The sequence below is a fragment of the Streptomyces sp. NPDC031365 genome, assembly GCF_055569765.1.
Genome location: NZ_JBVIIM010000013.1, coordinates 73989 through 97078 on the forward strand (window position 1 = coordinate 73989; position 23090 = coordinate 97078).

Genomic DNA, 23090 nt, shown 5'->3' on the forward strand with positions numbered 1-23090 from the left:
CAGGACCCGGACGGCCGGGCCGGTCGTCCTGCCGGGTGTGATGGCCGCCGTGGCGACCGCGGCCGCCCGCGTCCGCACGCCCTTGCCGCCGCTGATGGCCCCGCCGCGTCGGATCGCTCGTCCACAGGCCGTGCATCGTCCGTCGCCCCCCTCAGTCTCCGTGTCCATCCCCCGCGCCGTTGGTCAGCGGCGCAGCCCCTGTCGGGACGATACACCAGTCTCGTCACTCAGGGACATAGCATCTCTACGCTCCGTAACGATCAACTGCTATATGAGTACCCACCGCGTCCGGGAAAACGCGGACGGTACCCGAAGCGGACTACGTGCCTTCCGCTCCCGTCACAAGAACCACGTTTCCGAGCTCCTCCTGGTTCACGTAACGGCGCAACTGATCCCGCAGCAACCGCTCGGCGCGCGGCAGGAAGGCGGACGTGGGTCCCCCGACGTGCGGGGTGACGAGCACGCCCGGTGCCCGCCACAAGGGATGTTCCGCGGGCAGCGGTTCCGGATCCGTGACGTCGAGGGCCGCGGTGATGCGCCCGCTCTCCAGCTCGGTGAGCAGCGCCTCGGTGTCAACGACGCCTCCGCGGGCCACGTTCACGAGCAGGGCGCCGTCCTTCATCCGGGCCAGAAACCCGGCGTCCACGAGGTGCCGGGTGGTCTCGTTCAGCGGGGTGGAGAGAACGACGACATCCGCCTCCGGAAGCAGGCAAGGCAGTTCGGTGAGCGGGTGCACCGGCCCGCGCTCCGTGGTGCGCGCGGAGCGCGCGACGCGCGCCACCCGCGCGAGTTCGAACGGCACGAGCCGGTCCTCGATGGCCGCGCCGATCGATCCGTAGCCCACGATGAGCACGTTCTTGTCGGCGAGCGCGGGCCGGAACCCTCCGCGCCACTCACCCCTGTCCTGCGCTCGCACGAACCCGGGGATGCCGCGCAGGGAGGCCAGGGTCAGCGCGAGCGTGAGTTCGGCGGTGCTGGCCTCGTGCACTCCACGCGCATTGCACAGCCGCACGCCCGGGGGCAGGTGCTTCAGCCCGGGTTCGACGTGGTCGGTGCCTGCCGACAGAGTCTGCACGACCCGCACGGAACGCATCAGCGGCATCGGCCGCACCCCGACCCCTGCCGGCTTCATGTACGGCACGACGTAGAAGGCGCAGTCGGCCGGGTCGGCGGGAAACTCCTCACCGCCGTCCCAGAAGCGGTAGCGCGGGCCCTCGGGGAGGCCGTCGATCTCGTCCGGCGGAAAGGGAAGCCATACGTCAGCGGCAGTCATGGTCGGGAGGCTAGTTCAGGAGCTGTCCGCGGCAGAGGTTAGGTTGGGGACCGGAGAGGGAGGGTCACGAGCAGGTGGAGCGCAGGACTATCGGCGCGGCGGCGCTCGCGGTGGGGGCCGTAGGGCTCGGCTGCATGCCGATGAGCTGGGCCTACAGCACGTCCCGGCAGCGCGGCGAGGAATCGCTCAGGGCGGTGCACCGGGCGCTGGATGCGGGCTCGACCCTCCTCGACACCGCCGACATGTACGGCCCGTTCACCAACGAGCTGCTGATCGGGCGGGTGTTGAAGGAGCGGCGCCGCGACGCCTTCGTGTCGACGAAGGTCGGGCTGCTGGTGGGCGACCAGCACATCGTGGCCAACGGCCGCCCCGGGTACGTCAGAAGAGCCTGCGACGCGTCGCTGCGCCGGCTCCAGACCGACGTCATCGACCTCTACCAGCTGCACCGCGCCGACCCGGAGGTCCCCGTCGAGGAGACCTGGGGCGCGATGGCCGACCTCGTACAGGCGGGGAAGGTACGGGCGTTGGGGCTGTGCGCGGTCGGGGCCCGCTCGTCCCGGCGGCCGGGGGCGCGGCTGCACGACGCGACGGTCCGGCAACTGGAGCGGGTGCAGCAGGTCTTTCCGGTGAGCGCCGTGGAGGCGGAGCTGTCCGTGTGGTCACCGGAGGCGCTGGAGACGCTCCTGCCGTGGTGCGAGTCGCGGGGGATCGGCTTCCTCGCCGCCATGCCGCTGGGCAACGGCTTCCTGACGGGAACGCTGACGCCCGGCGTCGGATTCGAGGCGGACGACCTGCGCGCCCGTCACCCCCGCTTCACGGCGGAGATGATGGCCGCGAACCAGCCGATCGTGGTCGGCCTGCGCCGCGTCGCCCGCCGGCACGGCGATACCACCACCCCGGCGCAGGTGGCCCTGGCCTGGGTGCTGAGCCGCGGCCGCCAGGTGATCCCGGTTCCCGGCACGAAGCGGGAGCGGTGGGCCACCGAGAACGCGGCGGCGACAGCCCTGAACCTGACGGAACAGGACCTCACGGACATCGCGGCGCTGCCCGCGGCCCAGGGGTCGTGGGACTGAGCCGACGGAGGTCGTGGGGGTGACGGGCCGAGCCCGGGGCCGGCGGGCGGCGGGCGGCGGCTCATCACTCGCTGTCTTCCGGTTCGGGGCGGGGACGATCGGGAACCTGGGAGGCGCGAGCGGTGTATGACAGGTAGAACCCGCCGCGTCGAAGGGACAAGATCGTGGGACATCGAGCCGCGACGGCCGTCCTGGCCGCCTCCGCGCTCCTGCTGACGGCCGGCTGCTCCTCCGGTGACGGAGGAGCAGCCGGCGGAGACGGCAGCGCCACCCCGAGGGATACGACGGCGCGCTCGTCGGCCCCGGAGCGGACCGGGGAGACGACCCCACCCGCGAAGGGCTCGGTGAAGGTGGTCCGCACGGTCGCGTCGGGCCTGGACAGCCCCTGGGGCCTGGCGCCCCTGCCGGGCGGCGACCTCCTGGTGTCCTCCCGGGACGAGGCGACGATCACCCGGGTCGACGGCAGGACCGGAAAGAAGACCGAGCTGGGCGAGGTGCCGGGGGCGTCGCCGTCGGGCGAGGGCGGTCTCCTGGGCATCGCCCTCTCCCCCGAGTACGCCTCGGACCACATGATCTACGCCTACTTCACCTCGGCCTCCGACAACCGCGTCGTCCGCCTGATCCACGACGCCGGGCAACCGGCCGGAAACCAGCTGGGCGCTCCCGACACGGTCTTCCGGGGCATCCCCAAGGGAGTGATCCACAACGGCGGGCGGATCGCCTTCGGCCCGGACAAGATGCTGTACGTGGGCACGGGCGAGAGCGGTGACACCGGCCTGTCCCAGGACAAGGAGTCGCTCGGCGGCAAGATCCTTCGACTGACCCCGGAGGGTGAGCCCGCCCCGGGCAACCCGTTCCCCGACTCGCCCGTGTACACCTACGGCCATCGCAATGTGCAGGGTCTGGCCTGGGACGGCAAGCAGCGGCTGTTCGCCTCGGAGTTCGGCCAGAACACCTGGGACGAACTGAACGCGATCGAGCCGGGAGACAACTACGGCTGGCCGGAGGCGGAGGGCGAATCCGACGACGGCGACTTCCACGACCCCATCGACCAGTGGAAGCCGGCCGAGGCCTCCCCCAGCGGCATCGCGTACGCCGAGGGCTCGGTCTGGATGGCGGGCCTGCGCGGCGAGCGCCTGTGGCGCATACCCCTGAAGGGCAGGGAGGCCTCGGCGGACCCGCAGTCCTTCCTGGAGGGGGAGTACGGCCGGCTGCGCACGGTGGTCGCGGCGGGCGACGACAAGCTGTGGCTTGTCACCAGCAACACGGACGGCAGGCTCACCCCGAAGGACGGCGACGACCGCATCCTGGAGCTCCAGGTGAGCTAGCCGGCGTTCAGTCCCCCCGCGGTACCTCATCCGGCACCGCGGGCCGCACCGTGACCTTTCCGGACGCGAGGTCGATCGGCCCGCGTCCGGGGTCGGCGTCGCCGGCGTCCTCCCGGGTCAGCTCCAGGCGGTTCTGCTCATCACGGGTGTGCTTGCGGCCCGGGGCGAACAGTTCCTCGAAAGCGTTGAACATCGATCCCCCTCCCGGTGCCGCCTGTGTCGTGCACCTAGTATCCCGCCGCCAGCCGTTCTTCCTCCTCCGCCGGAAAGAGGCCGAGCCGGTGCGCCACCGCCGCCGCCTCGCCGCGGCCGGAGACGCCCAGCTTGGCGAGGATGTTGGAGACATGGACGCTGGCCGTCTTCGGAGAGATGAACAGTTCCCCGGCGATACGGCGGTTGGTGTGGCCGGCCGCCACCAGGCGCAGGACATCGCGCTCCCGGCTGGTGAGACCGAGCGCCTCCACCGGATCGGCGGGGCCGGGAGCCATCTCCCGGACGGCGAGGGCCGGTGCGAGGCGCGCCCGCTGCGCCAGCAGGGCGGCGCAGCGAGCCAGCGGTACGGCGCCGAGGTGACCGGCGACGGCGTCGACCAGCCGCAGCAGCTCCGCGGCGCGGGCGCGCTCGTCGCCGTCCGCCCCGGAGGCGAGCAGCGCTTCGGCGAGACGGTACCGGACGCGTGCGAGATCGTAGGGTCGGCCCAACGGCTCCACCGCCTCGACGGCGGCAGACCACTCGTCCGGCGCGAACCGGCCCTCGGCGCGCAGCAGTTCTGCGCGCAGCCAGAGGTCGTGGGCCCTCCACAGGGGCACGCCGGTCGCCAGGGTCCTGGCGGCCTTGCGGATCCGCTCCAGGATCTCCGGCCGACCGGTCTCGGCCGCCGGATCGCCGTGGGCGTCCGCCTCCGCGGTCGTGGCAGCGAGCAGCAGGGGCCAGCCGTAGCGCTGGGTACCGGGTGGGAGTCCGGTGTCGAGGGCGGCGAGCAGTTCGGCGCGGGCGTCGGGCAGGCGGCCCTCGGCGGCGGCGATACCGACGGCGACCCACTTCATGGGGAGGGCGTACTGCGGCATCGGGTCGTGGGTGCCGAAGAAGGTGCGGGCGTCGGCGAGACGGCGGGCAGCCTCGGCCAGGTCCCCGCGGTCGTACGCGAGGTACGCCAGGCGCATCGAGCCGCCGGCGCGCGGCTTGGCGCTCTGCTCGAGGCGTTGCGCGTTGGCCGCGGCCTGCGCCGCCTCGTCCCAGCGGCCGAGGGAGTGGAGGGACTCGGCGAGGTTGCCCCACACCCAGCCCTCGGAGTCCAGCAGCCCGAGCCCGCGGGTGATGTGGACGCCCTCGCCGAGGAGTGCCGCCGCCTCGTCGGAGCGGCCGATGCCTTCGAGTACGGAGGGGAGGTTCACATGGGCGCGCGCCACGACCATGTCCACTCCCAGTTCGGCCGCCCGGTCCTTGACCTCGTACATCTCGGCGAGTCCGGTCTCGATGTCACCGGCGTCGACCATGAGGCCGCCAAGGGTGAGCCGGGCGTTGAGCTCGATGTCGGGGGCGCCGACCATGCGCGCGTACTCGACGGCGCGTTCGGCGGCGGCCATGGCCTCCGGGCCGGGTTCGTGCAGCATCGACCAGCTGGCCGCGGAGGCGAGGACGTCGGCGTGCACCTCGGAGGGCGGCAGACCGCGCACCAGATCCCGTGCGGTGCCGAGTTCGGCCCAGCCGTCGCCGCGGGCGAGAGCCTGGGTGAGCCGGGAGCGCTGCACCCAGAACCAGGCGGCCCGCAAGGGGTCGGGGTCCTCGTCGAGGAGGCGCAGCGCCCGCTTGGTGATCTTCAGCGAGCGTTCGCGTTCCCCGCAGAGGCGGCCGGCGACGGCGGCCTCTGCCATCAGGTCGAGGTAGCGCAGCGGCGCTGTCTCCGCGGCGCATCCGCAGGGGGGGTAGACCTCGGCGTAGTCGACGGGTCGCAGGGTGGCCCGTACGGTGTCGGGAACGGCGTCCCACAGCTCCATGGCCCGCTCCAGCAGGCGCAGTTGCTCGGAGTGGGCATGGCGTCGGCGGGCCTCGACGGAGGCGTCGAGGACGGCGGGCAGGGCCTTGGCGGCGTCGTGGGCGTGGTACCAGTAGCTGGCCAGGCGGGTCACCCGCTCGTCGGCGGGGACGAGGGTGGGGTCGGCTTCCAGTGCCTCGGCGTAGCGGCGGTTGAGGCGGGAGCGTTCGCCGGGCAGCAGGTCGTCGCTGACGGCCTCGCGGACCAGGGAGTGGCGGAAGCGGTAGCCGTCCCGGTCGGGTGCGGGGGCGAGGATGTTGGCGTTGACGCCGGCCCGCAGGGCTTCGATGAGGTCGTCCTCGGTGAGCCGGGCGACGGCGGCCAGCAGTCGGTCCTCGACGGTGGAGCCGCCCTCGGCGACGATCCGGGCGACCCGCTGGGCGCTCTCCGGCAGGCCCTCGACACGGACCAGGAGCAGGTCGCGCAGGGAGTCGGTGAGGCCGGTGCAGCAGCCCTCGTCGGCGGCGACGGCGAGTTCCTCGACGAAGAAGGCGTTGCCGTCGGAGCGGTCGAAGATGTCGTCGACGCGGTCCGGGTCTGGTTCGCGGGAGAGGATACCGGCGATCTGGCGGTGTACCTCCTCGCGGTTGAAGCGGCCGAGTTCGACGCGCTGGACGGTGCGGAGCCGGTCGAGTTCGGCGAGCAGGGGGCGCAGGGGATGGCGGCGGTGGATGTCGTCGGAGCGGTAGGTGGCGAGGACGACGAGGCGGCCGGTGCGCAGGGTGCGGAACAGGTAGGCGAGCAGGTGGCGGGTCGAGGCATCGGCCCAGTGCAGGTCCTCCAGGGCGAGGACGACGGTGTGCTCGGCGGTGACGCGTTCCAGCAGGCGGGCGGTGAGTTCGAAGAGACGGGCCATGCCCTGTTCGTCGCGCCGGGCCTCGCGGGCGGCGGCGGTGCCGAGTTCGGGCAGCAGCCGGGCGAGTTCCTCCTCCTGCCCGGAGGAGGAGGCGGCGAGTTGCTCGGGCAGCTCGCGGCGCAGCTGGCGCAGCGCGGTGGAGAAGGGGGCGAAGGGCAGTCCGTCGGCGCCGATCTCGACGCAGCCGCCGAGCGCGACGATCGCGCCCCGGCGGCGGGCCGCCGCGGCGAACTCCTCGACGAGTCGGGTCTTTCCGACACCGGCCTCGCCACCGACCAGCAGCGCTTGCGGCTCACCGGCCCCGGCCCGGGCGAGCGCGCTGTTCAGAGTGTTGAGCTCAGAGGTGCGGCCGACGAACACCGGACTCACGGACTTGGTCTCCACGCCCCCGAGCATCGCACGCACCTCCGACAACAGGGCACCTGTTTTCGTTCCGGGAGGGAAGCCCACGGCACCACCCGCTCCCGGCGTCGCGCGGGGCTGCCCCGACCGGCAGGCGTTCACTTACGGGCGGGACCGCCGCCCTCGGCCGGCCCGCGCCAGGTGCTCGCCCGGCGCCGGACTTCCGGCCGGATACCGGTTGCCTCCGCCCCCGGGCCGAGTCACCCGCGCAGACGGCGGTGCCCGCCGGCCCGACGGGAGCCGGAGCGGCGGGGACGGCGGCCGACCCCCGTGCGACCGCCGTCACCCACTGCGGGCTCATGCCGCCCGGGCGAACCGGGAGCGTCGGTGGCGGCGGATATGGCTCTCGGGCTCGGAGCTTCGTGCGGCGGCTTCGCGGCGGGCGGCACGTCGGCCGCGGAGTGCCTCGAGAACCCGTCGCTCGTGCGCCGCCCGGCGGAGGAGCTCCTCGTGGCGCTGCTGGTGGAGCGCGTACTCGAACATGGTGTGGTCCCCCTGGCGGAGTCGGTGGAGACATCGCTTTCTGCGATGTCTCCACCTTCGTCTCAGAGGCCGGCCGCCCACATCGGGAAGGTTCCGTATCTTCCACGGGTGCGGGGCCTTAGAAGGCACTTAGTACGGTCGCCGAGCTCTCCGCCACTGCCTGAGCCCTCGCCGAAACTCCCCCTCCCGGACGGGCGCAAGGGGCCTCCGTTGCCCGAAGACCCCTCGTGACCTGCGTCGGCTCAGCCGGCAGCGGGCATGCCCAGGAGGATGTCGGTGTACTTGAGGACCGCCAGGAGCAGTCCGATGACGCCGAGCGTGACACCCGCCCAGGCGACCGACTTGATCCAGGGTGCCTGGGTCGTCCGGCCGGGCGTTCCGAAGGCGGGCCTCGCGAGCACCACCACGCCGACGATCAGCGCGGTCAGCGCGAACAGGCCGCCCCACAGGGCGCTGGTGTTCCAGGCATCGCCGTACACCTCCTTGACCTGAGCGGCGACGCCGGCATCCGCCGCTGTCTCCAGCTGGCCCACGAGGGTCTCGCGCGCGGCGGCGACGGTGCCCAGCCAACTGCCGGTGAGCGAGACGAGGCCGAGCGCCACCGAGACAACGGCTGCGGCGCCCTGCCCGACTCCGGACGACTCCTCGGCCCCGGGTGCGGCCCTGTCCGCTTCTGCTTCTGCTTCTGCTACCGCTTCCGTTTCCGTTTCCGCTTCCGTTTTCGCTTGAGCCTCCGTGCCGGCGGCCTCAGTGGCGTCCACTGCCGTCTCTGCCGTCTCGTCGCGCTCGGTTCCGGCTCCGGTTTCGTCCACTGTCCTGGTTCCCATGCCCCGCACCGTACGGACGCTCTGTGAGAGTCCGCTTAATGATCGTTGTCCTGGCATTCGTTGCGCCGGTGCTCGTTGCGTGCGCGCCATTCCGGGGCCAGGACCGACCACACCTCCAGGTCGTGGCGCACCCCGTGGTGAAGGTGGGCCTCGCGACGCACACCGTCGCGGGTCATACCGAGCCGACGGGCGATGGCGATGCTCGGCACATTGCCGGCCGCGGCGACCCATTCGACCCGGTGGATCCCGCGCCGCTCGACCGCCCAGTCGATGAGCACCCGCATCGCGCGGGTGACCAGCCCGCGCCCGGTGGCGGCGGGCTCCAGCCAGCAGCCGACCTCGCAGCTGCCGTTCCCCGCGTCGAAGTTCAGGGTGAGCACGCCGCCCACGAGCGTGCCGTCCAGCCACAGCCCGTGCAGGGAAGCGGTATCGGCGGCGCGCCAGTCGGCGTACCGCTGGAGCACCTCCCGCGCGCCGTCCAGGTCCGTGGCCTTGGAGCCGAAGGGGACGTACTGGTTGATGAACTCCCGGCCCCGGTCCAGATGGGTGAGGAACTCCTCGGCGTGCCAGGGCTCCAGCGGGCGCAGCTCGGCTTTGTCGTCACCCAGTCGTATGGCGTACATCCTGCTGTCGCTCCTCCTCGGCCAGCACGTCCGCCACCTCGGCGTCCGTGGCGGCGGCCAGCCTCTCATGGGCGGCACGGGCCTCTGGCGGCTCGATGCTGATCCGGGGCAGGACACGGTCCAGCCGGCGCGGCAGCCACCAGTTGGCGCCGCCGAGGAGATGCATGAGTGCGGGGACGAGCAGGGTGCGCAGGACGAAGGCGTCGAGGGCGACGGCCGCGGCGAGCGCGATGCCGAACATGGCGATCACGCGGTCACCGGTGAGGACGAAGGCGAGGAAGACCGAGATCATGATCACGGCGGCGGAGTTGATCACCCGGCCGGTCTCCGCGAGGCCGACGCGGACCGAGCGCCGGTTGTCGCCGGTCTCCAGCCACTCCTCGTACATCCGGCTCACCAGGAAGACCTGGTAGTCCATGGAGAGCCCGAAAAGGACCGACACCATGATCACGGGCAGGAAGGGTTCTATGGGGCCGGCCCGGCCGAGGCCGAGCAGTTCGCTGCCCCAGCCCCACTGGAAGATCGCGACCACGACGCCGAACGCGGCGGCGACGGCGGCCACGTTCATCGCGGCGGCCTTCAGCGGGATGGCGATCGAGCGGAAGGCCAGCAGGAGCAGCAGACAGCCCAGGCCGATCACGACGCCCACGAAGAGGGGCAGCTTGTCGACGATGACGTCGGCGAAGTCGTCGTAGCCGGCCGTCACGCCGCCGACGTGCAGATCGAGCGAGGTACCGGACTCGGCCCGGGGCAGCACGTCGGAGCGCAGCCGGTCGACGAGGTCACTGGTCTGCTGAGACTGCGGGGACGACTCCGGAACGACGGTGAGGTAGGCGGTGTCACCGGCCTGGCCGTAGGTCACCGGTGACACGGACGCGATCCCGTCGGTGTCGCGCAGAATGGTGCCGAGGTTGTCCAGGGTGAGGCGGTCCCCGGCGTCGGCGACCTCGGTGACCAGGGTGAGGGGACCGTTCACGCCGGGGCCGAAGCCGTCCGCGAGGAGGTCGTAGGCCTGGCGGGTGGTGGATGCCTTGGGGTCGTTGCCCTGGTCGGAGGTGCCCAGGTGCAGCGAGAGGGTGGGCAGGGCGAGGACGGCCATGACGGCGATCGCGACCGCGCCGAGCAGCTTCGGGTGGCGCTCCACGAACGCCGACCAGCGGGCGGTGAACCCGGTCGGAACCTCCGGCTCGGGCCCGTGCTCGGCCAGCCGGCGCCGCTCACGGCGGTTGAGTGCGCGCATGCCGATGTACGACAGCAGGGCCGGCAGCAGGGTGACGGCGGCGGCGACGGTCAGCACCACGGTGAGCGCGGCCGCGATGGCGACGCCGTTGAGGAAGTTCAGCCGGAGGATCAGCATGCCCAGCAGGGCTATGCACACCGTTGCGCCCGCGAAGACGACTGCCCGTCCGGTGGTGGCGACGGCGTTGGCGGCGGCCTCGGTGACGGTGAGGCCGCGCTTCAGTCCACGTCGGTGCCGGGTGACGATGAACAGCGCGTAGTCGATGCCCACGCCGAGCCCGATCAGCATGCCGAGCATGGGCGCGAAGTCGGCGACGGTCATGACGTGGCCGAGCAGCACGATCCCGGCATAGGCGGTCCCCACGCTGACCAGGGCGGTGGCGATGGGCAGCAGCGAGGCGGCGAGCGAGCCGAAGGCGACGAAGAGGACGGCGGCGGCGACCAGCACGCCGACGATCTCGGCGGTGTGCCCACCGGGGGCCTCGCTGAGTTCGACGGCGCCGCCGCTCAGCTCGACGCGCAGCCCGTCGGTCTCCGCGGCCTTGGCCGTCTCCACCACGGCGGCGGCCTCGCCGGGCTCCATGTCCTTGGCCTGCTCGTCGAAGGCGACCGTGGCGTACGCGGTGCGGCCGTCCTGGCTGACGCGTCCGGCGCCCTCGTCGTCATACGGGCCGCTCACGGCGGCCACGCCGGGCAGGTCCTCGATCCGGTCCAGGGTGCGGGTCATGGTCTGCTCGACGCCGGTGTCCCGGACGCTGCCGGACGCCGTGTGCCAGACCACGTTGTCGCTGTCGCCGCCGAGACCGGGGAAGCCCTCCCTCAGCAGCTCGGTGGCCCGTCCGGACTCGGTGCCGGGCACCTTGTAGTCATTCGAATAGGCGGAGCCGGCGGCGAAGGCGCCCGCGGCGACCCCGCCAAGGGCGAGGAGCCAGAACAGAACGACGATCAGTCGGCGTTGGACACACCAGCGTGCAAGGGCTGCCACGAACGTGCTCCCAGGGTGACTCGGTGTGGATCTTTACCGGGAACAGTCGAGCGAGAACCGAACAGCCCGCAAAGAACGCATGAGCAATGCACTGCCACTGTTGCAGGCACAAATGATCGTTTGTCCCTTTCGTGGACTAACTCACATTTCCGGAACGGATCAGTCGAACTGGTCCCCCAGCGCCATGACCAGGAGTCCCACGATCAGCAGCCACAACGCCCTGCGCGTCCGCCCGCGCGTCCCGAGGACGGCCGCGAGGACGCAGACCGCGGCCCCGCAGGCGTAGGCGGCCGGGACGAGGGCGGGAGCGGAGTCGTTGATCCGGAGCAGGGCCGCCGCCATCCCGGCCACGGCGAGCACGCCTCCGGCGCCGGCCGCGGCCCACCGGGCCCGCCGCACCTCCCCGTGGAGGCCGTCACCGGGATCGTCGGGATCGTCGGGATCGGCCGGATCGGCGTCATCGATGTCACGGGCATCGTCGACGTCTCCGGTCCGAGGGTCCGGGGGCAGGCCGGACTCGACACGTCCACTCATGGCGCGGGAGCGTAGCGCGCCGGGCAGGGAAACCGGGATGCGGGGTCCGGTGGGCGGCTGTTAGCGTCCGTCGGTCCGACGTTCCGCGGCGCCCCGCCGCCGACCGAAGCAGGTGCTTTGATGTTTGTCCGCCCGGTCTCCGACGCTTCCCCTTCTCTCTTCACGGCCCCAAGGAGCCCGTTCACCGATGTCGGACATCACATCGAACACCCCGCACGACGACCTCGTTAGCCGCCTCACCCTGCCCCGGTACCCGCGCAGCGGCACCTACGACGCCCGGTGGACCATCGAGAACGCGATGGGCCCGCACGCACTGTGGCTGCTGGAGTGGCTCGCCCCGGCCCTCGGACTCGACACCCTGCGCCCCGGCGCACGCGTACTCGACCTGGGCTGCGGACGCGCCATGACGTCCGTCTTCCTTGCCAGGGAGTACGACGTCCAGGTCACCGCGGCCGATCTGTGGATCAAGCCGGACGAGAACGCGCGCCGGATCACCGAGGCCGGCGTCGCCGACCGGGTACTGCCGGTTCTCGCCGAGGCGCACGACCTGCCCTTCGGGGAGGAGAGCTTCGACGCGATCGTCTCGATCGACGCCTACCAGTACTTCGGCACCGACGATCTCTATCTGCCGACGCTGACCCGGCTGCTGAAGCCCGGCGGCCGGATCGGCGTCGTTGTCCCGTCGGTGCCCGAGGAGATCGGGGGCAGCGAACCGCCGGAGCACCTGAAGCCCTTCTGGGACCCCGCGTTCTGGTGCTTCCACAGCCCCGCCTGGTGGCGCCGCCACTGGACCCGCAGCGGGGCCGTGGAGGTCGAGACGGCCGACTGGCTGCGGGACGGCTGGCGGGAGTGGCTCCTCTGGTGCGACGTGGTCGCCGAGGAGAGCACGGAGGAGTTCCACGTGCGGATGAGCCGGGAGAACGCGGACCTGCTGCGCGCGGACCGGGGCCGCACCCTGGGTTTCTCGCGTGTGGTGGGACGCCGCCCTCCGACCGCGTGACGCACCGGCGCTGATCGCATGGGTGAGGGGACGCATCGACCCCGATGCGTCCCCTCACCCGCGCTCCGTGGAACTCAGCCCTCGCTGACGTCCAGCTTCTGAAGGATCAGCTCCTTCACGCGGGCCGCGTCCGCCTGACCGCGCGTGGCCTTCATGACGGCGCCGACCAGCGCACCGACCGCGGCGACCTTGCCGCCGCGGATCTTGTCCGCGATGGCCGGGTTGCCGGCGATGGCCTCCTCGACGGCCGTGGTCAGCGCGCCCTCGTCGGACACGACCTTCAGACCGCGCTTGTCGACGACCTCGTCCGGGGTGCCCTCACCGGCGAGCACGCCCTCGATGACCTGACGGGCCAGCTTGTCGTTGAGGTCACCCGCGTTCACCAGCTCGGTGACCCGGGCGACCTGCTCCGGGGTGATCGCGAGCTCGTCGAGCGCCGTGCCGGACTCGTTGGCGGCGCGCGCCAGCTCGCCCATCCACCACTTCCGGGCGGAGGCCGCGTCGGCACCGGCGTCGATCGTGGCGACGATCGGGTCCAGCGCACCGGCGTTGAGGATGGCCTGCATGTCGGTGCCGGAGATCCCCCACTCCTCGCGGAGCCGGTTGCGGCGCACCAGCGGCAGCTCGGGCAGACCCGAACGGATCTCCTCGACCCACTCGCGGGGCGGGGCGACCGGGACCAGGTCGGGCTCCGGGAAGTACCGGTAGTCCTCGGCCTCCTCCTTCACGCGGCCCGAGGTCGTGGACCCCGTGTCCTCGTGGAAGTGGCGGGTCTCCTGGATGATCGTGCCGCCGTCGTTCAGCACGGCGGCGTGCCGCTGGATCTCGAACCGGGCGGCGCGCTCGACCGACCGGAGCGAGTTGACGTTCTTCGTCTCCGAGCGGGTGCCGAACTTCTCCCGGCCGTGCGGGCGCAGCGACAGGTTCACGTCGCAGCGCATCTGGCCCATCTCCATGCGGGCCTCGGACACGCCGAGCGCCCGGATGAGCTCGCGCAGCTCACGGACGTACGCCCGCGCGACCTCGGGAGCACGCTCACCGGCACCGACGATCGGCTTGGTGACGATCTCGATGAGCGGGATGCCCGCGCGGTTGTAGTCGAGCAGCGAGTGGGAGGCGCCGTGGATGCGCCCGGTGGCGCCGCCCACGTGCGTGGACTTTCCGGTGTCCTCCTCCATGTGGGCGCGCTCGATCTCGACGCGGAAGGTCTCGCCGTCCTCCAGCTGCACGTCGAGGTAGCCGTTGAAGGCGATCGGCTCGTCGTACTGGGAGGTCTGGAAGTTCTTCGGCATGTCCGGATAGAAGTAGTTCTTCCGGGCGAAGCGGCACCACTCGGCGATCTCGCAGTTCAGCGCGAGACCGATCTTCACTGCGGACTCGACGCCGATCGCGTTGACGACCGGGAGGGCGCCGGGCATGCCGAGGCAGACGGGGCAGGTCTGCGAGTTGGCGTCGGCGCCCAGCTCGGTGGAGCACCCGCAGAACATCTTGGTCTTGGTGCCGAGTTCGACATGGACCTCGAGGCCCATGACGGGGTCGTACGACGCGAGAGCGTCCTCGTACGACACCAGGTCGGTCGTGGTGGTCACGGTGTAACTTCCCTCTCAGCCCAGCAGGACGTCGTCGTCGCCCAGCCGCTTCAGCTCGCGGTAGAGGATGGCGAGGCCGGTGACGATGGCGGCGGCGGACACGGTGGCGTCGATCAGGACCAGGGTGTCCTTCTCCAGCCGCGCCTTCTTGACACGCTTGGCGACGCCGATCGCGCCGAGCGCGGTGGCGGCCATGGACAGGTACGTACCGGACTTGGACTTCTTGAAGCCCTTGGCCTTGGTCAGTGCACTCACAGCGACGGAGCCTCCTCGATCAGCGGGTGGCCCCACCTTTCCACGAAGGCGGCCTCGACGGCCGCACCCACCTTGTAGAGGCGGTCGTCCTTCATGACCGGGGCGATGATCTGCAGTCCGACCGGCAGGTTGTCCTCGGGCGCGAGGCCGCAGGGCAGCGACATGGCCGCGTTGCCTGCCAGGTTGGTCGGGATGGTGCACAGGTCGGCGAGGTACATCGCCATCGGGTCGTCGGCGCGCTCGCCGATCGCGAAGGCGGTGGTGGGTGTCGTCGGGGAGACGATCACGTCGACCTGCTCGAACGCCCTGTCGAAGTCCTGCTTGATCAGCGTGCGGACCTTCTGGGCGCTGCCGTAGTACGCGTCGTAGTAGCCGGAACTGAGCGCGTAGGTGCCGAGCATGATGCGGCGCTTGACCTCGTCACCGAAGCCGGCCTCGCGGGTCAGCGAGGTGACCTCCTCGGCGGAGTGGCTGCCGTCGTCGCCGGTGCGGCGGCCGTAGCGCAGGCCGTCGAAGCGGGCGAGGTTGGAGGAGCACTCGGACGGGGCGATCAGGTAGTACGCCGACAGGGCGAGGTCGAAGGACGGGCAGTCCAGCTCGACGATCTCGGCGCCCAGCTCCTTGAGCAGCACGACGGACTCGTCGAAGCGCTGAATGACACCGGCCTGGTAGCCCTCGCCGCGGAACTGCTTGACGACGCCGACGCGCATGCCGTCGACGCTGCCGTTGCGGGCGGCCTCGACGACCGCGGGCACCGGCTCGTCGATGGAGGTGGAGTCCATCGGGTCGTGCCCGGCGATCACCTCGTGCAGCAGGGCCGCGTCCAGGACCGTACGGGCGCAGGGGCCGCCCTGGTCCAGGGAGCTGGAGAAGGCGACCATGCCGTACCGGGACACCGCGCCGTACGTCGGCTTCACGCCGACGGTGCCGGTGACGGCGGCCGGCTGCCGGATGGAACCGCCGGTGTCGGTGCCGATGGCGAGCGGCGCCTGGAAGGAGGCGAGCGCGGCGGAAGAACCGCCTCCGGATCCTCCCGGGATCTTGGTGAGATCCCACGGGTTGCCGGTCGGCCCGTAGGCGCTGTTCTCGGTGCTCGACCCCATGGCGAACTCGTCCATGTTGGTCTTGCCGAGGATGACGACGTCGGCGGCCTTGAGCCGCTTGGTGAGCGTCGCGTCGTACGGCGGGATCCAGCCCTCGAGGATCCTGGAGCCGACGGTGGTCGGGATGCCCTCGGTGGTGAAGATGTCCTTCAGCGCGAGCGGGACGCCGGCCAGCGGGCCGAGCTTCTCGCCCTTGGCGCGCTTCTCGTCCACGGCGCGGGCCTGGGCGAGGGCGCCCTCACGGTCGACGTGCAGGAAGGCGTGCACCTTCTCGTCGACGGCCTCGATCCGGGCCAGGTGCGCCTCGGTGACCTCGACGGCGGTGAGCTCGCCCGAGGCGATCTTCGCGGCGGTCTCGGCGGCGGTGAGCCTGATGATGTGATCGCTCATGGCGGGTTACTCCTCCCCCAGGATCTGCGGCACCTTGAAACGCTGCTGCTCCTGGGCCGGGGCGCCGGAAAGCGCCTGCTCGGGGGTGAGCGAGGGACGGACGTCGTCCGGCCGCATGACGTTGGTCAGCGGGAGCGGGTGCGAGGTCGGCGGTACGTCTTGGTCGGCGACCTCGCTGACGCGGGCGACCGCGCCGATGATGTCGTCGAGCTGGCCTGCGAAGTGGTCGAGCTCTTCGGGCTTCAGCTCCAGACGCGCCAGCCGGGCGAGGTGGGCGACCTCCTCGCGCGTAATGCCAGGCATGCAGCGATCCTCTGGGGTGAGTGTGTGTGGTTTGGGGCCAATCCTATGGGGCGGCGGGCCGTGCCCGTGAAACGTGTTCCCGGGCGCCGCGCTGTCCCGTGCCGGCGAGGGCGGGGCTGCGCGGCCCCGGGCGCCTCGTTGACCGTCCCGCACGGGGGTTCGCAACCCTGCGCTTCGGGGGTTCCGCGGCGTTGACGCTGGGCCGGGGTGTCGCGCCGCAGGCTAGTCCTCGGCCGTCCTCGCCGCCGGCAGCGCCGCCGCGGGCCGTTGCCAGCCCCGGGAGCCTCGGGCGAGCAGCCACGCCGTCGTCTCGTCCGGCGGCATCGCCGCCGCGACCAGCCATCCCTGCACGGCGTCGCACCGCAGATCCCGCAACCGCTCCCACGTCTCGTCGTCCTCGACACCCTCCGCGACCACGAGCAGCCCCAGCGAGTGCGCCAGATCGATCGTGCACCGCACGATCTCCGCGTCCTCGGTGTCGACGGCCAGCCGCGCCACGAACGACCGGTCGATCTTCAGCTCACTCACCGGCAGCCGCCGCAGATGCACCAGCGAGGAGTAGCCGGTCCCGAAGTCGTCCAGGGACATCTTCACGCCGTGCCCGGTCAGCGCGTTCAGTGTGTCGGCCGCACGCTGCGGATCCTCCAGCAGGACATGCTCGGTGATCTCCAGTTGGAGCGCTCCCGCCGGCACTCCGTGCCGGGCCAGCCGTGCCGCGACGGAGCCGGCGAAGCCGGGTGTGTGCACATCGCGCGGCGACACATTGACGGCGACCGGTACGAACAGCCCCTGGGACCGCCACTCGGCCACCTGCCCGAGCGCGGTCTCCAGCACGTACTCGGTGAGATGGGGCATCAGCCCGGACGACTCCGCGATCGCTATGAACTCGTCCGGCGGCACCTTGCCCCGCTCAGGATGCACCCACCGCACCAGGGCCTCGAGCCCCGCGACCTGCCCGTCGAAGCGGACCTTGGGCTGGTAGTGCAGCTGCACCTCGCGAGCGTCCAGGGCCCGGCGCAGATCGCCCAGCAGCCCGAGCCGGTCGGGGGTGTTGGAGTCACGCTTGGACTCGTACGCCTCGACCCCCGTGCGGTCCCGCTTCGCCTGGTACATCGCCACGTCCGCCCGCCGCAGCAGCCCCTCCGCGTCGACCGCATGGTCCGGGAACACGGCGACTCCCGCACTCGCCTCCAGGACGAGGGTGAGCCCGTCGAGGTCGAGCGGGGAGCTGAGGGCGGTGACCAGACCGCGGGCGGCCCGGGTCGCGGAGGTCGTGGAGTCGGCGACGGGCAGTAAGACGGCGAACTCGTCACCGCCGAGCCGCGCGGCCTCCGCCCCGCGCGGCAGGGCCAGTCTGAGCCGGTCGGCGATCTGCAGCAGCAGCCGGTCACCGGCGAGATGCCCGAGCGTGTCATTGACCGACCGGAACCGGTCCAGGTCGATCAGCATGAGAGCGGAGCGCACACCCATCCGCTCCGCGTCGTCCAGCGCGGGCCAGATCCGTTCCAGCAGCCACTGCCGGTTGGGCAGTCCGGTGAGCGGATCGCGCAGCTGCTCCTCGGCCCGCGCGCGGGCTATCCACAGGGTGGAGTCGAGGGCGATCAGGGGGATGGAGAAGAGGGGCAGCAGCACGGGCTTGGCGTCGGCGACGACACAGATCAGGGGCGCTATGCCGAGCAGGGCGACCGCGACAAGCCCTTGTCGGGCCAGGGCGGTTCGGACCACGGTGGGCAGTCCCGCGCGCGGAGTGTGCAGATACCAGAGCAGACCGCGGGTGACCGCGAGATAGGTGGCCGCGACGAGGACGACCCCGGGGGCCGTGTACAGCGTCCAGGTGTCGGGAGTCGACGGCGACTCGACGGACGGCACGCAGCCGAACGCGGCCAGCACCAGCGCCCCGGCGCCGATGCCGAGCAGATCCACCGCCCCGTGCAGCACGCCCTGCCGCCAGCGGCCCCGCCGGGCGATGCCGACCAGCACGACGACGGTGAGGCTGACCATGCCGGCCGGGACCCAGCCGTACAGCATCAGCACGGCGAGGGTGAGGGCGGCGCCCGAGCCGGTGCCGCCCCACCAGCGGCAGCGCCCCAGCATCACGAGATGGCCGACGATGATTCCGGTCAGCACGGCCAGGGACCAGCCGACGGTCCCGGACGGGAACAGCGCGTGTCCCCCGGTGAAGGCCCGCAGGAAGCCGGCGCCCAGCACGAAGCCGGCCGCCGCGACGACCGCGGTGGGCAACGCGGGCCAGGACGGGTGCCGTTCCGTGTCCACCTCGGTGAGCGAACCGGACAGTGACTGGGACAGCCCGGGGCCGTGCCCGGCGGCCGGCTGTCCGGCACCGCGCGCGTCCGCGGTGCCCGCGCCGGTGCGCCCCTGCGCGCCCGGCCGCCCCGCGGGCCGCCCGTCCCCACGGCCGCGCCGCCAGATGACCGCCATGCGGCGCAGGCGCAGCCGTGAGCCCGGGGCGGCGCTCTCGGTCGGTTCCATTCCCGTCCCTCTCACAGCCGGCGGTGCCCACGCCACGCGGCCCGATGCCCGTCGACCCTCGGCGGCTCCGCGGTGGAAAGCCCTTTCCCGGACCCTTCGCGAGTACGGGGTTGCCCCGACCGCAGCTGGGCACGGCGGGCGCACCTCTCAACAGTAGGCCGCGGAAGGCTTCCACGGGCACCGGTCTCCGACGGTTGCCCGAATGCGCCCCAGCCACCCGTATGCATCTGATATGCGCCGATCAGGTGGCCTTCAACCGTTACTCCTCGGCCGAAAGGGCGACGTCGGCCGCGGCCTTCGGCCCTTGTTCGAGAAGGACGTTGAAGCCTTCTTCGTTCAGGACCGGCACCTTCAGCTGCATCGCCTTGTCATATTTTGACCCGGGATTGTCGCCCACCACGACGAACGAGGTCTTCTTGGAGACCGATCCGGTCACCTTCGCCCCCTGGCTCTGCAGGGCCTCTTTCGCGCCATCACGGGTGAAATGGTCCAGAGTTCCGGTCACGACGACGGTGAGCCCTTGCAGCGGACGCGGGCCCTGGTCCTCGCCGGCGCCCCCGTCCTCCATGCGGACACCCGCCGCCTTCCACTTGCGGATGATCTCGCGGTGCCAGTCCTCGGCGAACCACTGCTTGAGCGAGGCGGCGATGGTCGGTCCGACCCCCTCGGTGTTCGCCAGTTCCTCCTCGGTGGCCTGCTCGATGCGGTCGACGGAGCGGAACTCCCGGGCCAGTGCTTCCGCCGCGACCGGCCCGACATGACGGATCGACAGACCGGTCAGCACGCGGGCCAGCGGACGCTCCTTGGCCGCGTCGATGTTCGCCAGCATCGCGACCGCGTTCTTCCTCGGCTCACCCTCCTGGTTGGCGAAGACGGTGGCGACCTTCTCCTCGCCGGTCTTCGGGTCCCGCTTGGGCAGACCGCTGTCCTGGTCGAGGACGTACGCCTTGATGGGCAGCAACCGCTCGACGGTGAGGTCGAAGAGATCACCCTCGTCCGTGAGCGGCGGGTCCGCGGGCTCCAGCGGTCTGGTCAGCGCCGCCGCGGCGACATAGCCGAAGTGCTCGATGTCCAGTGCCTTGCGCCCGGCGAGGTAGAACAGCCGCTCCCGCAACTGGGCCGGACACGAGCGGGCGTTGGGACAACGCAGGTCGACGTCCCCCTCCTTCATCGCCTTCAGCGGCGTACCGCACTCGGGGCACTCGGCCGGCATCACGAACTCCCGCTCGCTGCCGTCCCGCAGGTCGGCGACCGGCCCGAGGATCTCGGGGATCACGTCACCGGCCTTGCGCAGCACCACCGTGTCACCGATGAGAACGCCCTTGGCCCTGACCACGTCCTGGTTGTGCAGCGTGGCGAACTCGACCTCGGACCCGGCGACGGTGACCGGCTCCACCTGTGCGTACGGGGTGACCCTGCCCGTGCGGCCCACTCCCACACGGATGTTGACGAGCCTGGTGTTGACCTCCTCGGGCGCGTACTTGTACGCGATGGCCCAGCGCGGGGCGCGCGAGGTGGTGCCGAGACGGCCCTGAAGCGGGATCTCGTCGAGCTTGACGACGACGCCGTCGATCTCGTGCGCCACGGAGTGCCGGTTCTCACCGTAGGAGGCGATGAAATCCCTGACGCCGGCCAGGTCGTCGACGACCTTGTTGTGGGTGGAGGTGGGCAGACCCCAGGTCTTGAGCAGGTCGTAGCCCTGGGAGAGGCGGGGCATGCCCTGGTAGCCCTCCAGGACACCGATGCCGTGGACCACCATGTGCAGCGGCCGGGTGGCGGTGACCCGCGGGTCCTTCTGCCGCAGCGAACCGGCCGCCGCGTTGCGCGGGTTGGCGAACGGCTTGTCGCCGGCCGCGTTCAGCCGCGCGTTGAGCTCCTGGAACTTCTCCATCGGGAAGTAGACCTCGCCGCGGATCTCGACGAGGTCGGGCACCTTGTCGCCCTTCAGCCGGTCCGGGATCTCGGCGATGGTGCGGACGTTGGGCGTGATGTCCTCACCGGTGCGGCCGTCGCCGCGGGTCGCCGCGCGGACGAGCCGGCCCCGCTCGTAGGTGAGGTTGACGGCGAGGCCGTCGACCTTCAGCTCGCACAGGAAGTGGAACCTCTGCTCGCCCAGTTCCTTGTGGATGCGCTCGGCCCAGGCGGCGAGGTCGTCGTCGTTGAAGGTGTTGTCGAGGGAGAGCATGCGCGAGACGTGCTGGACGGAGGTGAACTCCGTCTCGTACGCCCCGGCGACCTTCTGGGTCGGCGAGTCCGGGGTGCGCAGCTCCGGATGCTCCGCCTCCAGCGCCTCCAGCTCCCGCAACAGCCTGTCGAAGTCGGCGTCGCTGACCACGGGGGCGTCGTTCACGTAGTACCGGAAGCGGTGCTCCTCGATCTGCTCGGCGAGCCCGGCGTGCTTCTCCCGTGCTTCGGCGGGCACGCTCGTCGTCTCCGCTTGCTTGTCGCCGGCCACCGTGTGTCCTCCCGTTACTCTGGGTTGTCCGCGAGGGATCTCGCCGCCCGGACGCAGTGTGCGTAGGCCGTGCGCGCGTACTCCGGGGAGGCCCCCGCGAGCCCGCACGCCGGAGTGAGCGTGACCGCCTCCGGGAGGAGTCCCGGCCGCAGCCCCAGCCTGCGCCAGAGCGTCCTGACCCCCATGACGCTACCGCCCGGGTCCGACAACGGTCCCTCCGCGCCCGGGACGACACCGGCGAACAGCCGTGTCCCGCTCTCCACCGCTTCCCCGATCGTCTCGTCGTCACGCTCGGTGAGGAGGGAGAAGTCGAAGGAGACCGCCGCCGCGCCCGCCCGGCGCAGCAGGGCGAACGGAACATCGGGTGCGCACGAGTGGACCACGACGGGCCCGCCGTCGTGAACCCCGACGACGTCCCGCAGCGTGGCTTCGACGGTCTGCCGGTCCACCGCGCGGTGGGTGCGGTAGCCGCTCGCGCTCCGCACGTGTCCCCGCAGTACGGAGGTGAGGGAGGGTTCGTCGAGTTGCAGGACGGGCTGCGCGCCGGGGACGCGGCGCCGCACCTCGGCGAGGTGGAGGCGGAGCCCTTCGGCGAGGGACGCGGCGAGGTCGCGGCAGGCGCCGGGGTCGGAGAGGGCGGCCTCGCCGTTCCTCAATTCCAGGTTGGCGGCGAGCGTCCACGGCCCGACCGCCTGTACCTTCAGCGGGCCCTGGTACTCCTGCGTGAACTCCTCCAGCGCGTCGAGGTCCTCGCCGAGCCAGGAGCGGGCGCGTTTGGTGTCGCGGCCGGGGCGGTCGCCGAGGCGCCAGCCGCTGGGTTCGACGCGGGCGTACAGCTCCACGAGCATGCCTGCGGTTCGGCCGATCATGTCCGCGCCGGGGCCGCGGGCGGGGAGTTCGGGGAGGTGGGGGAAGTCCTCGAAGCTGCCGGTGACGGTTCTGGCGGCTTCTCGGGCGTCTCCGCCCGGCAGGGAGCCGATGCCGGTGGCGGGGCCGAAGGGGGGCAGGCTGTTTTCGCTCACGCGAGAAGCGTACGCAGTGGGCGGTGGGGGTTTCCGCCCCAGCCACCCCTTCCCGTCCCACCCCCGGGGCGACGCCCCCGGACCCCCTTCGGCCTGAACGCGTCCTCAAACGCCGGACGGGCTGGTGGTCACCGCCCCGGCCGCACCGTCAGGTCGTTGACCTCCGCGTCCCGTGGGAGGTCCAGGGCCATGACGATCGTCGTGGCGACCGACTCGGGGTCGATCCACCTGCCGGGGTCGTAGTCCTTGCCCTCCTGCTGATGGACCTTGGCCTGCATGGGGCTGGCCGTGCGGCCGGGGTAGACCGAGGTGACCCTGACACCGCTCGCGTGCTCCTCGTGGCGCAGGGAGTCGGCGAGGGCCTTCAGGCCGTGCTTGGAGGCCGCGTAGGCGGACCAGTCGGCGTGGGCGTTCAGACCGGCGCCGGAGTTGACGAAGACGACGTGGCCCCGGCTCGCGCGGAGCTGGGGCAGGAAGTGGCGGGTCAGTTCTGCGGGCGCGACGAGATTGACGTTGAGCTGGTGCCGCCAGGTCTTCGGGGTGAGGTCGCCGACCGGTCCGAGGTCGACGACGCCGGCGATGTGGAGGAGGGAATCCACCCGGCCCGGGAGCGACTGGTGGGAGAAGGCCCAGCTGAGCCGGTCGGGGTCCGCGAGGTCGCCGACGAGGGTGCGGGCACCGGGGTACTCGGCCGCGAGGTCCTTGGCCCGGCCCGCGTCACGCGCGTGCAGCACGAGGTCGTCCCCGCGCGCGTGCAGACGGCGGGCGACGGCCGCGCCGATGCCGGAGCCCGCTCCGGTGATCACATGGGTAGCCATGTCCGCC

18 protein-coding genes are annotated in these 23090 nt (G+C 71.7%); 3 read left to right on the plus strand and 15 right to left on the minus strand.

Features of this window, described 5'->3' with window-relative positions; genetic code table 11:
• Positions 1 to 319: 319 nt before the first annotated feature.
• A complete protein-coding gene (locus tag ACZ5C2_RS20445) occupies positions 320 to 1273 on the minus strand; it encodes a 2-hydroxyacid dehydrogenase (protein ID WP_468792914.1) in 954 nt (317 codons plus the stop codon).
• A 74-nt stretch (positions 1274 to 1347) separates the two neighbouring features.
• On the opposite strand from ACZ5C2_RS20445, the gene ACZ5C2_RS20450 reads away from it, so the two are divergent.
• Both ACZ5C2_RS20450 and ACZ5C2_RS20455 read left to right on the plus strand, forming a co-directional pair.
• The gene (locus ACZ5C2_RS20450; protein WP_468792916.1) at positions 1348 to 2346 is read left to right on the plus strand and encodes an aldo/keto reductase; all 999 of its coding nucleotides are present in this window, start codon (positions 1348 to 1350) and stop codon (positions 2344 to 2346) included.
• Between the two features lie 164 nt (positions 2347 to 2510).
• Entirely contained in the window at positions 2511 to 3674 is a 1164-nt protein-coding gene (locus ACZ5C2_RS20455; protein WP_468792919.1) for a PQQ-dependent sugar dehydrogenase, read from the plus strand.
• Between the two features lie 7 nt (positions 3675 to 3681).
• Here the strand turns inward: ACZ5C2_RS20455 and ACZ5C2_RS20460 are convergent, their stop codons facing one another.
• The 6 genes from ACZ5C2_RS20460 to ACZ5C2_RS20485 form a co-directional block, all read right to left on the minus strand.
• Positions 3682 to 3867 carry a DUF6191 domain-containing protein gene (locus ACZ5C2_RS20460; protein ID WP_468792922.1) on the minus strand — a complete coding sequence of 62 codons (186 nt, stop codon included), beginning with the start codon at positions 3865 to 3867 and terminating at the stop codon, positions 3682 to 3684.
• A 34-nt stretch (positions 3868 to 3901) separates the two neighbouring features.
• Complete coding sequence (locus ACZ5C2_RS20465; RefSeq protein ID WP_468793144.1) at positions 3902 to 6961, minus strand: helix-turn-helix transcriptional regulator; 3060 nt, start codon at positions 6959 to 6961, stop codon at positions 3902 to 3904.
• A gap of 731 nt (positions 6962 to 7692) precedes the next feature.
• The gene (locus ACZ5C2_RS20470) at positions 7693 to 8277 is read right to left on the minus strand and encodes a hypothetical protein (RefSeq protein WP_468792924.1); all 585 of its coding nucleotides are present in this window, start codon (positions 8275 to 8277) and stop codon (positions 7693 to 7695) included.
• A gap of 35 nt (positions 8278 to 8312) precedes the next feature.
• Entirely contained in the window at positions 8313 to 8900 is a 588-nt protein-coding gene (locus ACZ5C2_RS20475) for a GNAT family N-acetyltransferase (protein ID WP_468792927.1), read from the minus strand.
• A complete protein-coding gene (locus ACZ5C2_RS20480) occupies positions 8878 to 11124 on the minus strand; it encodes an MMPL family transporter (RefSeq protein ID WP_468792929.1) in 2247 nt (748 codons plus the stop codon). Before ACZ5C2_RS20480 ends, ACZ5C2_RS20475 begins: the two co-directional genes overlap by 23 nt.
• A 159-nt stretch (positions 11125 to 11283) precedes the next feature.
• Positions 11284 to 11658 (minus strand): hypothetical protein, encoded by a 375-nt coding sequence (locus tag ACZ5C2_RS20485; RefSeq protein ID WP_468792932.1) that lies wholly within the window; start codon positions 11656 to 11658, stop codon positions 11284 to 11286.
• 187 nt (positions 11659 to 11845) lie between these two features.
• On the opposite strand from ACZ5C2_RS20485, the gene ACZ5C2_RS20490 reads away from it, so the two are divergent.
• Positions 11846 to 12658 carry an SAM-dependent methyltransferase gene (locus ACZ5C2_RS20490; protein ID WP_468792934.1) on the plus strand — a complete coding sequence of 271 codons (813 nt, stop codon included), beginning with the start codon at positions 11846 to 11848 and terminating at the stop codon, positions 12656 to 12658.
• 74 nt (positions 12659 to 12732) lie between these two features.
• Here ACZ5C2_RS20490 and gatB read toward each other — a convergent pair whose 3' ends face one another.
• The 8 genes from gatB to ACZ5C2_RS20530 all read right to left on the minus strand — a co-directional run bounded on the left by gatB (position 12733) and on the right by ACZ5C2_RS20530 (position 23083).
• Positions 12733 to 14247, minus strand: a complete 1515-nt coding sequence (gene gatB / locus ACZ5C2_RS20495) for an Asp-tRNA(Asn)/Glu-tRNA(Gln) amidotransferase subunit GatB (protein WP_468792937.1) — start codon at positions 14245 to 14247, stop codon at positions 12733 to 12735.
• A 15-nt stretch (positions 14248 to 14262) separates the two neighbouring features.
• A complete protein-coding gene (locus ACZ5C2_RS20500) occupies positions 14263 to 14502 on the minus strand; it encodes a hypothetical protein (RefSeq protein ID WP_103541083.1) in 240 nt (79 codons plus the stop codon).
• The gene (gene gatA / locus ACZ5C2_RS20505) at positions 14499 to 15995 is read right to left on the minus strand and encodes an Asp-tRNA(Asn)/Glu-tRNA(Gln) amidotransferase subunit GatA (protein WP_468792939.1); all 1497 of its coding nucleotides are present in this window, start codon (positions 15993 to 15995) and stop codon (positions 14499 to 14501) included. Before gatA ends, ACZ5C2_RS20500 begins: the two co-directional genes overlap by 4 nt.
• Before the next feature lie 6 nt (positions 15996 to 16001).
• Positions 16002 to 16298, minus strand: a complete 297-nt coding sequence (gene gatC, locus ACZ5C2_RS20510) for an Asp-tRNA(Asn)/Glu-tRNA(Gln) amidotransferase subunit GatC (protein ID WP_468792942.1) — start codon at positions 16296 to 16298, stop codon at positions 16002 to 16004.
• A 222-nt stretch (positions 16299 to 16520) separates the two neighbouring features.
• Positions 16521 to 18788, minus strand: coding sequence for a putative bifunctional diguanylate cyclase/phosphodiesterase (locus tag ACZ5C2_RS20515; protein WP_468792945.1), 2268 nt, complete (start codon positions 18786 to 18788; stop codon positions 16521 to 16523).
• Between the two features lie 259 nt (positions 18789 to 19047).
• On the minus strand, positions 19048 to 21243 hold the full coding sequence (gene ligA, locus ACZ5C2_RS20520) for an NAD-dependent DNA ligase LigA (RefSeq protein WP_468792947.1): 2196 nt from the start codon (positions 21241 to 21243) through the stop codon (positions 19048 to 19050).
• A 14-nt stretch (positions 21244 to 21257) separates the two neighbouring features.
• Positions 21258 to 22265 carry a methionine synthase gene (locus ACZ5C2_RS20525; protein ID WP_468792950.1) on the minus strand — a complete coding sequence of 336 codons (1008 nt, stop codon included), beginning with the start codon at positions 22263 to 22265 and terminating at the stop codon, positions 21258 to 21260.
• A 128-nt stretch (positions 22266 to 22393) separates the two neighbouring features.
• On the minus strand, positions 22394 to 23083 hold the full coding sequence (locus ACZ5C2_RS20530; protein WP_468792952.1) for an SDR family oxidoreductase: 690 nt from the start codon (positions 23081 to 23083) through the stop codon (positions 22394 to 22396).
• Positions 23084 to 23090: the final 7 nt, after the last annotated feature.

What these genes read in the sequence shown, in the direction of transcription:
- ACZ5C2_RS20445 (WP_468792914.1), bottom strand. Translation starts at nt 1,273, where the DNA reads ATGACTGCCGCTGACGTATGGCTTCCCTTTCCGCCGGACGAGATCGAC.
- ACZ5C2_RS20460 (WP_468792922.1), bottom strand. Translation starts at nt 3,867, where the DNA reads ATGTTCAACGCTTTCGAGGAACTGTTCGCCCCGGGCCGCAAGCACACC.
- ACZ5C2_RS20465 (WP_468793144.1), bottom strand. Translation starts at nt 6,961, where the DNA reads ATGCTCGGGGGCGTGGAGACCAAGTCCGTGAGTCCGGTGTTCGTCGGC.
- ACZ5C2_RS20470 (WP_468792924.1), bottom strand. Translation starts at nt 8,277, where the DNA reads ATGGGAACCAGGACAGTGGACGAAACCGGAGCCGGAACCGAGCGCGAC.
- ACZ5C2_RS20475 (WP_468792927.1), bottom strand. Translation starts at nt 8,900, where the DNA reads ATGTACGCCATACGACTGGGTGACGACAAAGCCGAGCTGCGCCCGCTG.
- ACZ5C2_RS20485 (WP_468792932.1), bottom strand. Translation starts at nt 11,658, where the DNA reads ATGAGTGGACGTGTCGAGTCCGGCCTGCCCCCGGACCCTCGGACCGGA.
- ACZ5C2_RS20490 (WP_468792934.1), top strand. Translation starts at nt 11,846, where the DNA reads ATGTCGGACATCACATCGAACACCCCGCACGACGACCTCGTTAGCCGC.
- gatA (WP_468792939.1), bottom strand. Translation starts at nt 15,995, where the DNA reads ATGAGCGATCACATCATCAGGCTCACCGCCGCCGAGACCGCCGCGAAG.
- gatC (WP_468792942.1), bottom strand. Translation starts at nt 16,298, where the DNA reads ATGCCTGGCATTACGCGCGAGGAGGTCGCCCACCTCGCCCGGCTGGCG.
- ACZ5C2_RS20515 (WP_468792945.1), bottom strand. Translation starts at nt 18,788, where the DNA reads ATGGAACCGACCGAGAGCGCCGCCCCGGGCTCACGGCTGCGCCTGCGC.
- ACZ5C2_RS20530 (WP_468792952.1), bottom strand. Translation starts at nt 23,083, where the DNA reads ATGGCTACCCATGTGATCACCGGAGCGGGCTCCGGCATCGGCGCGGCC.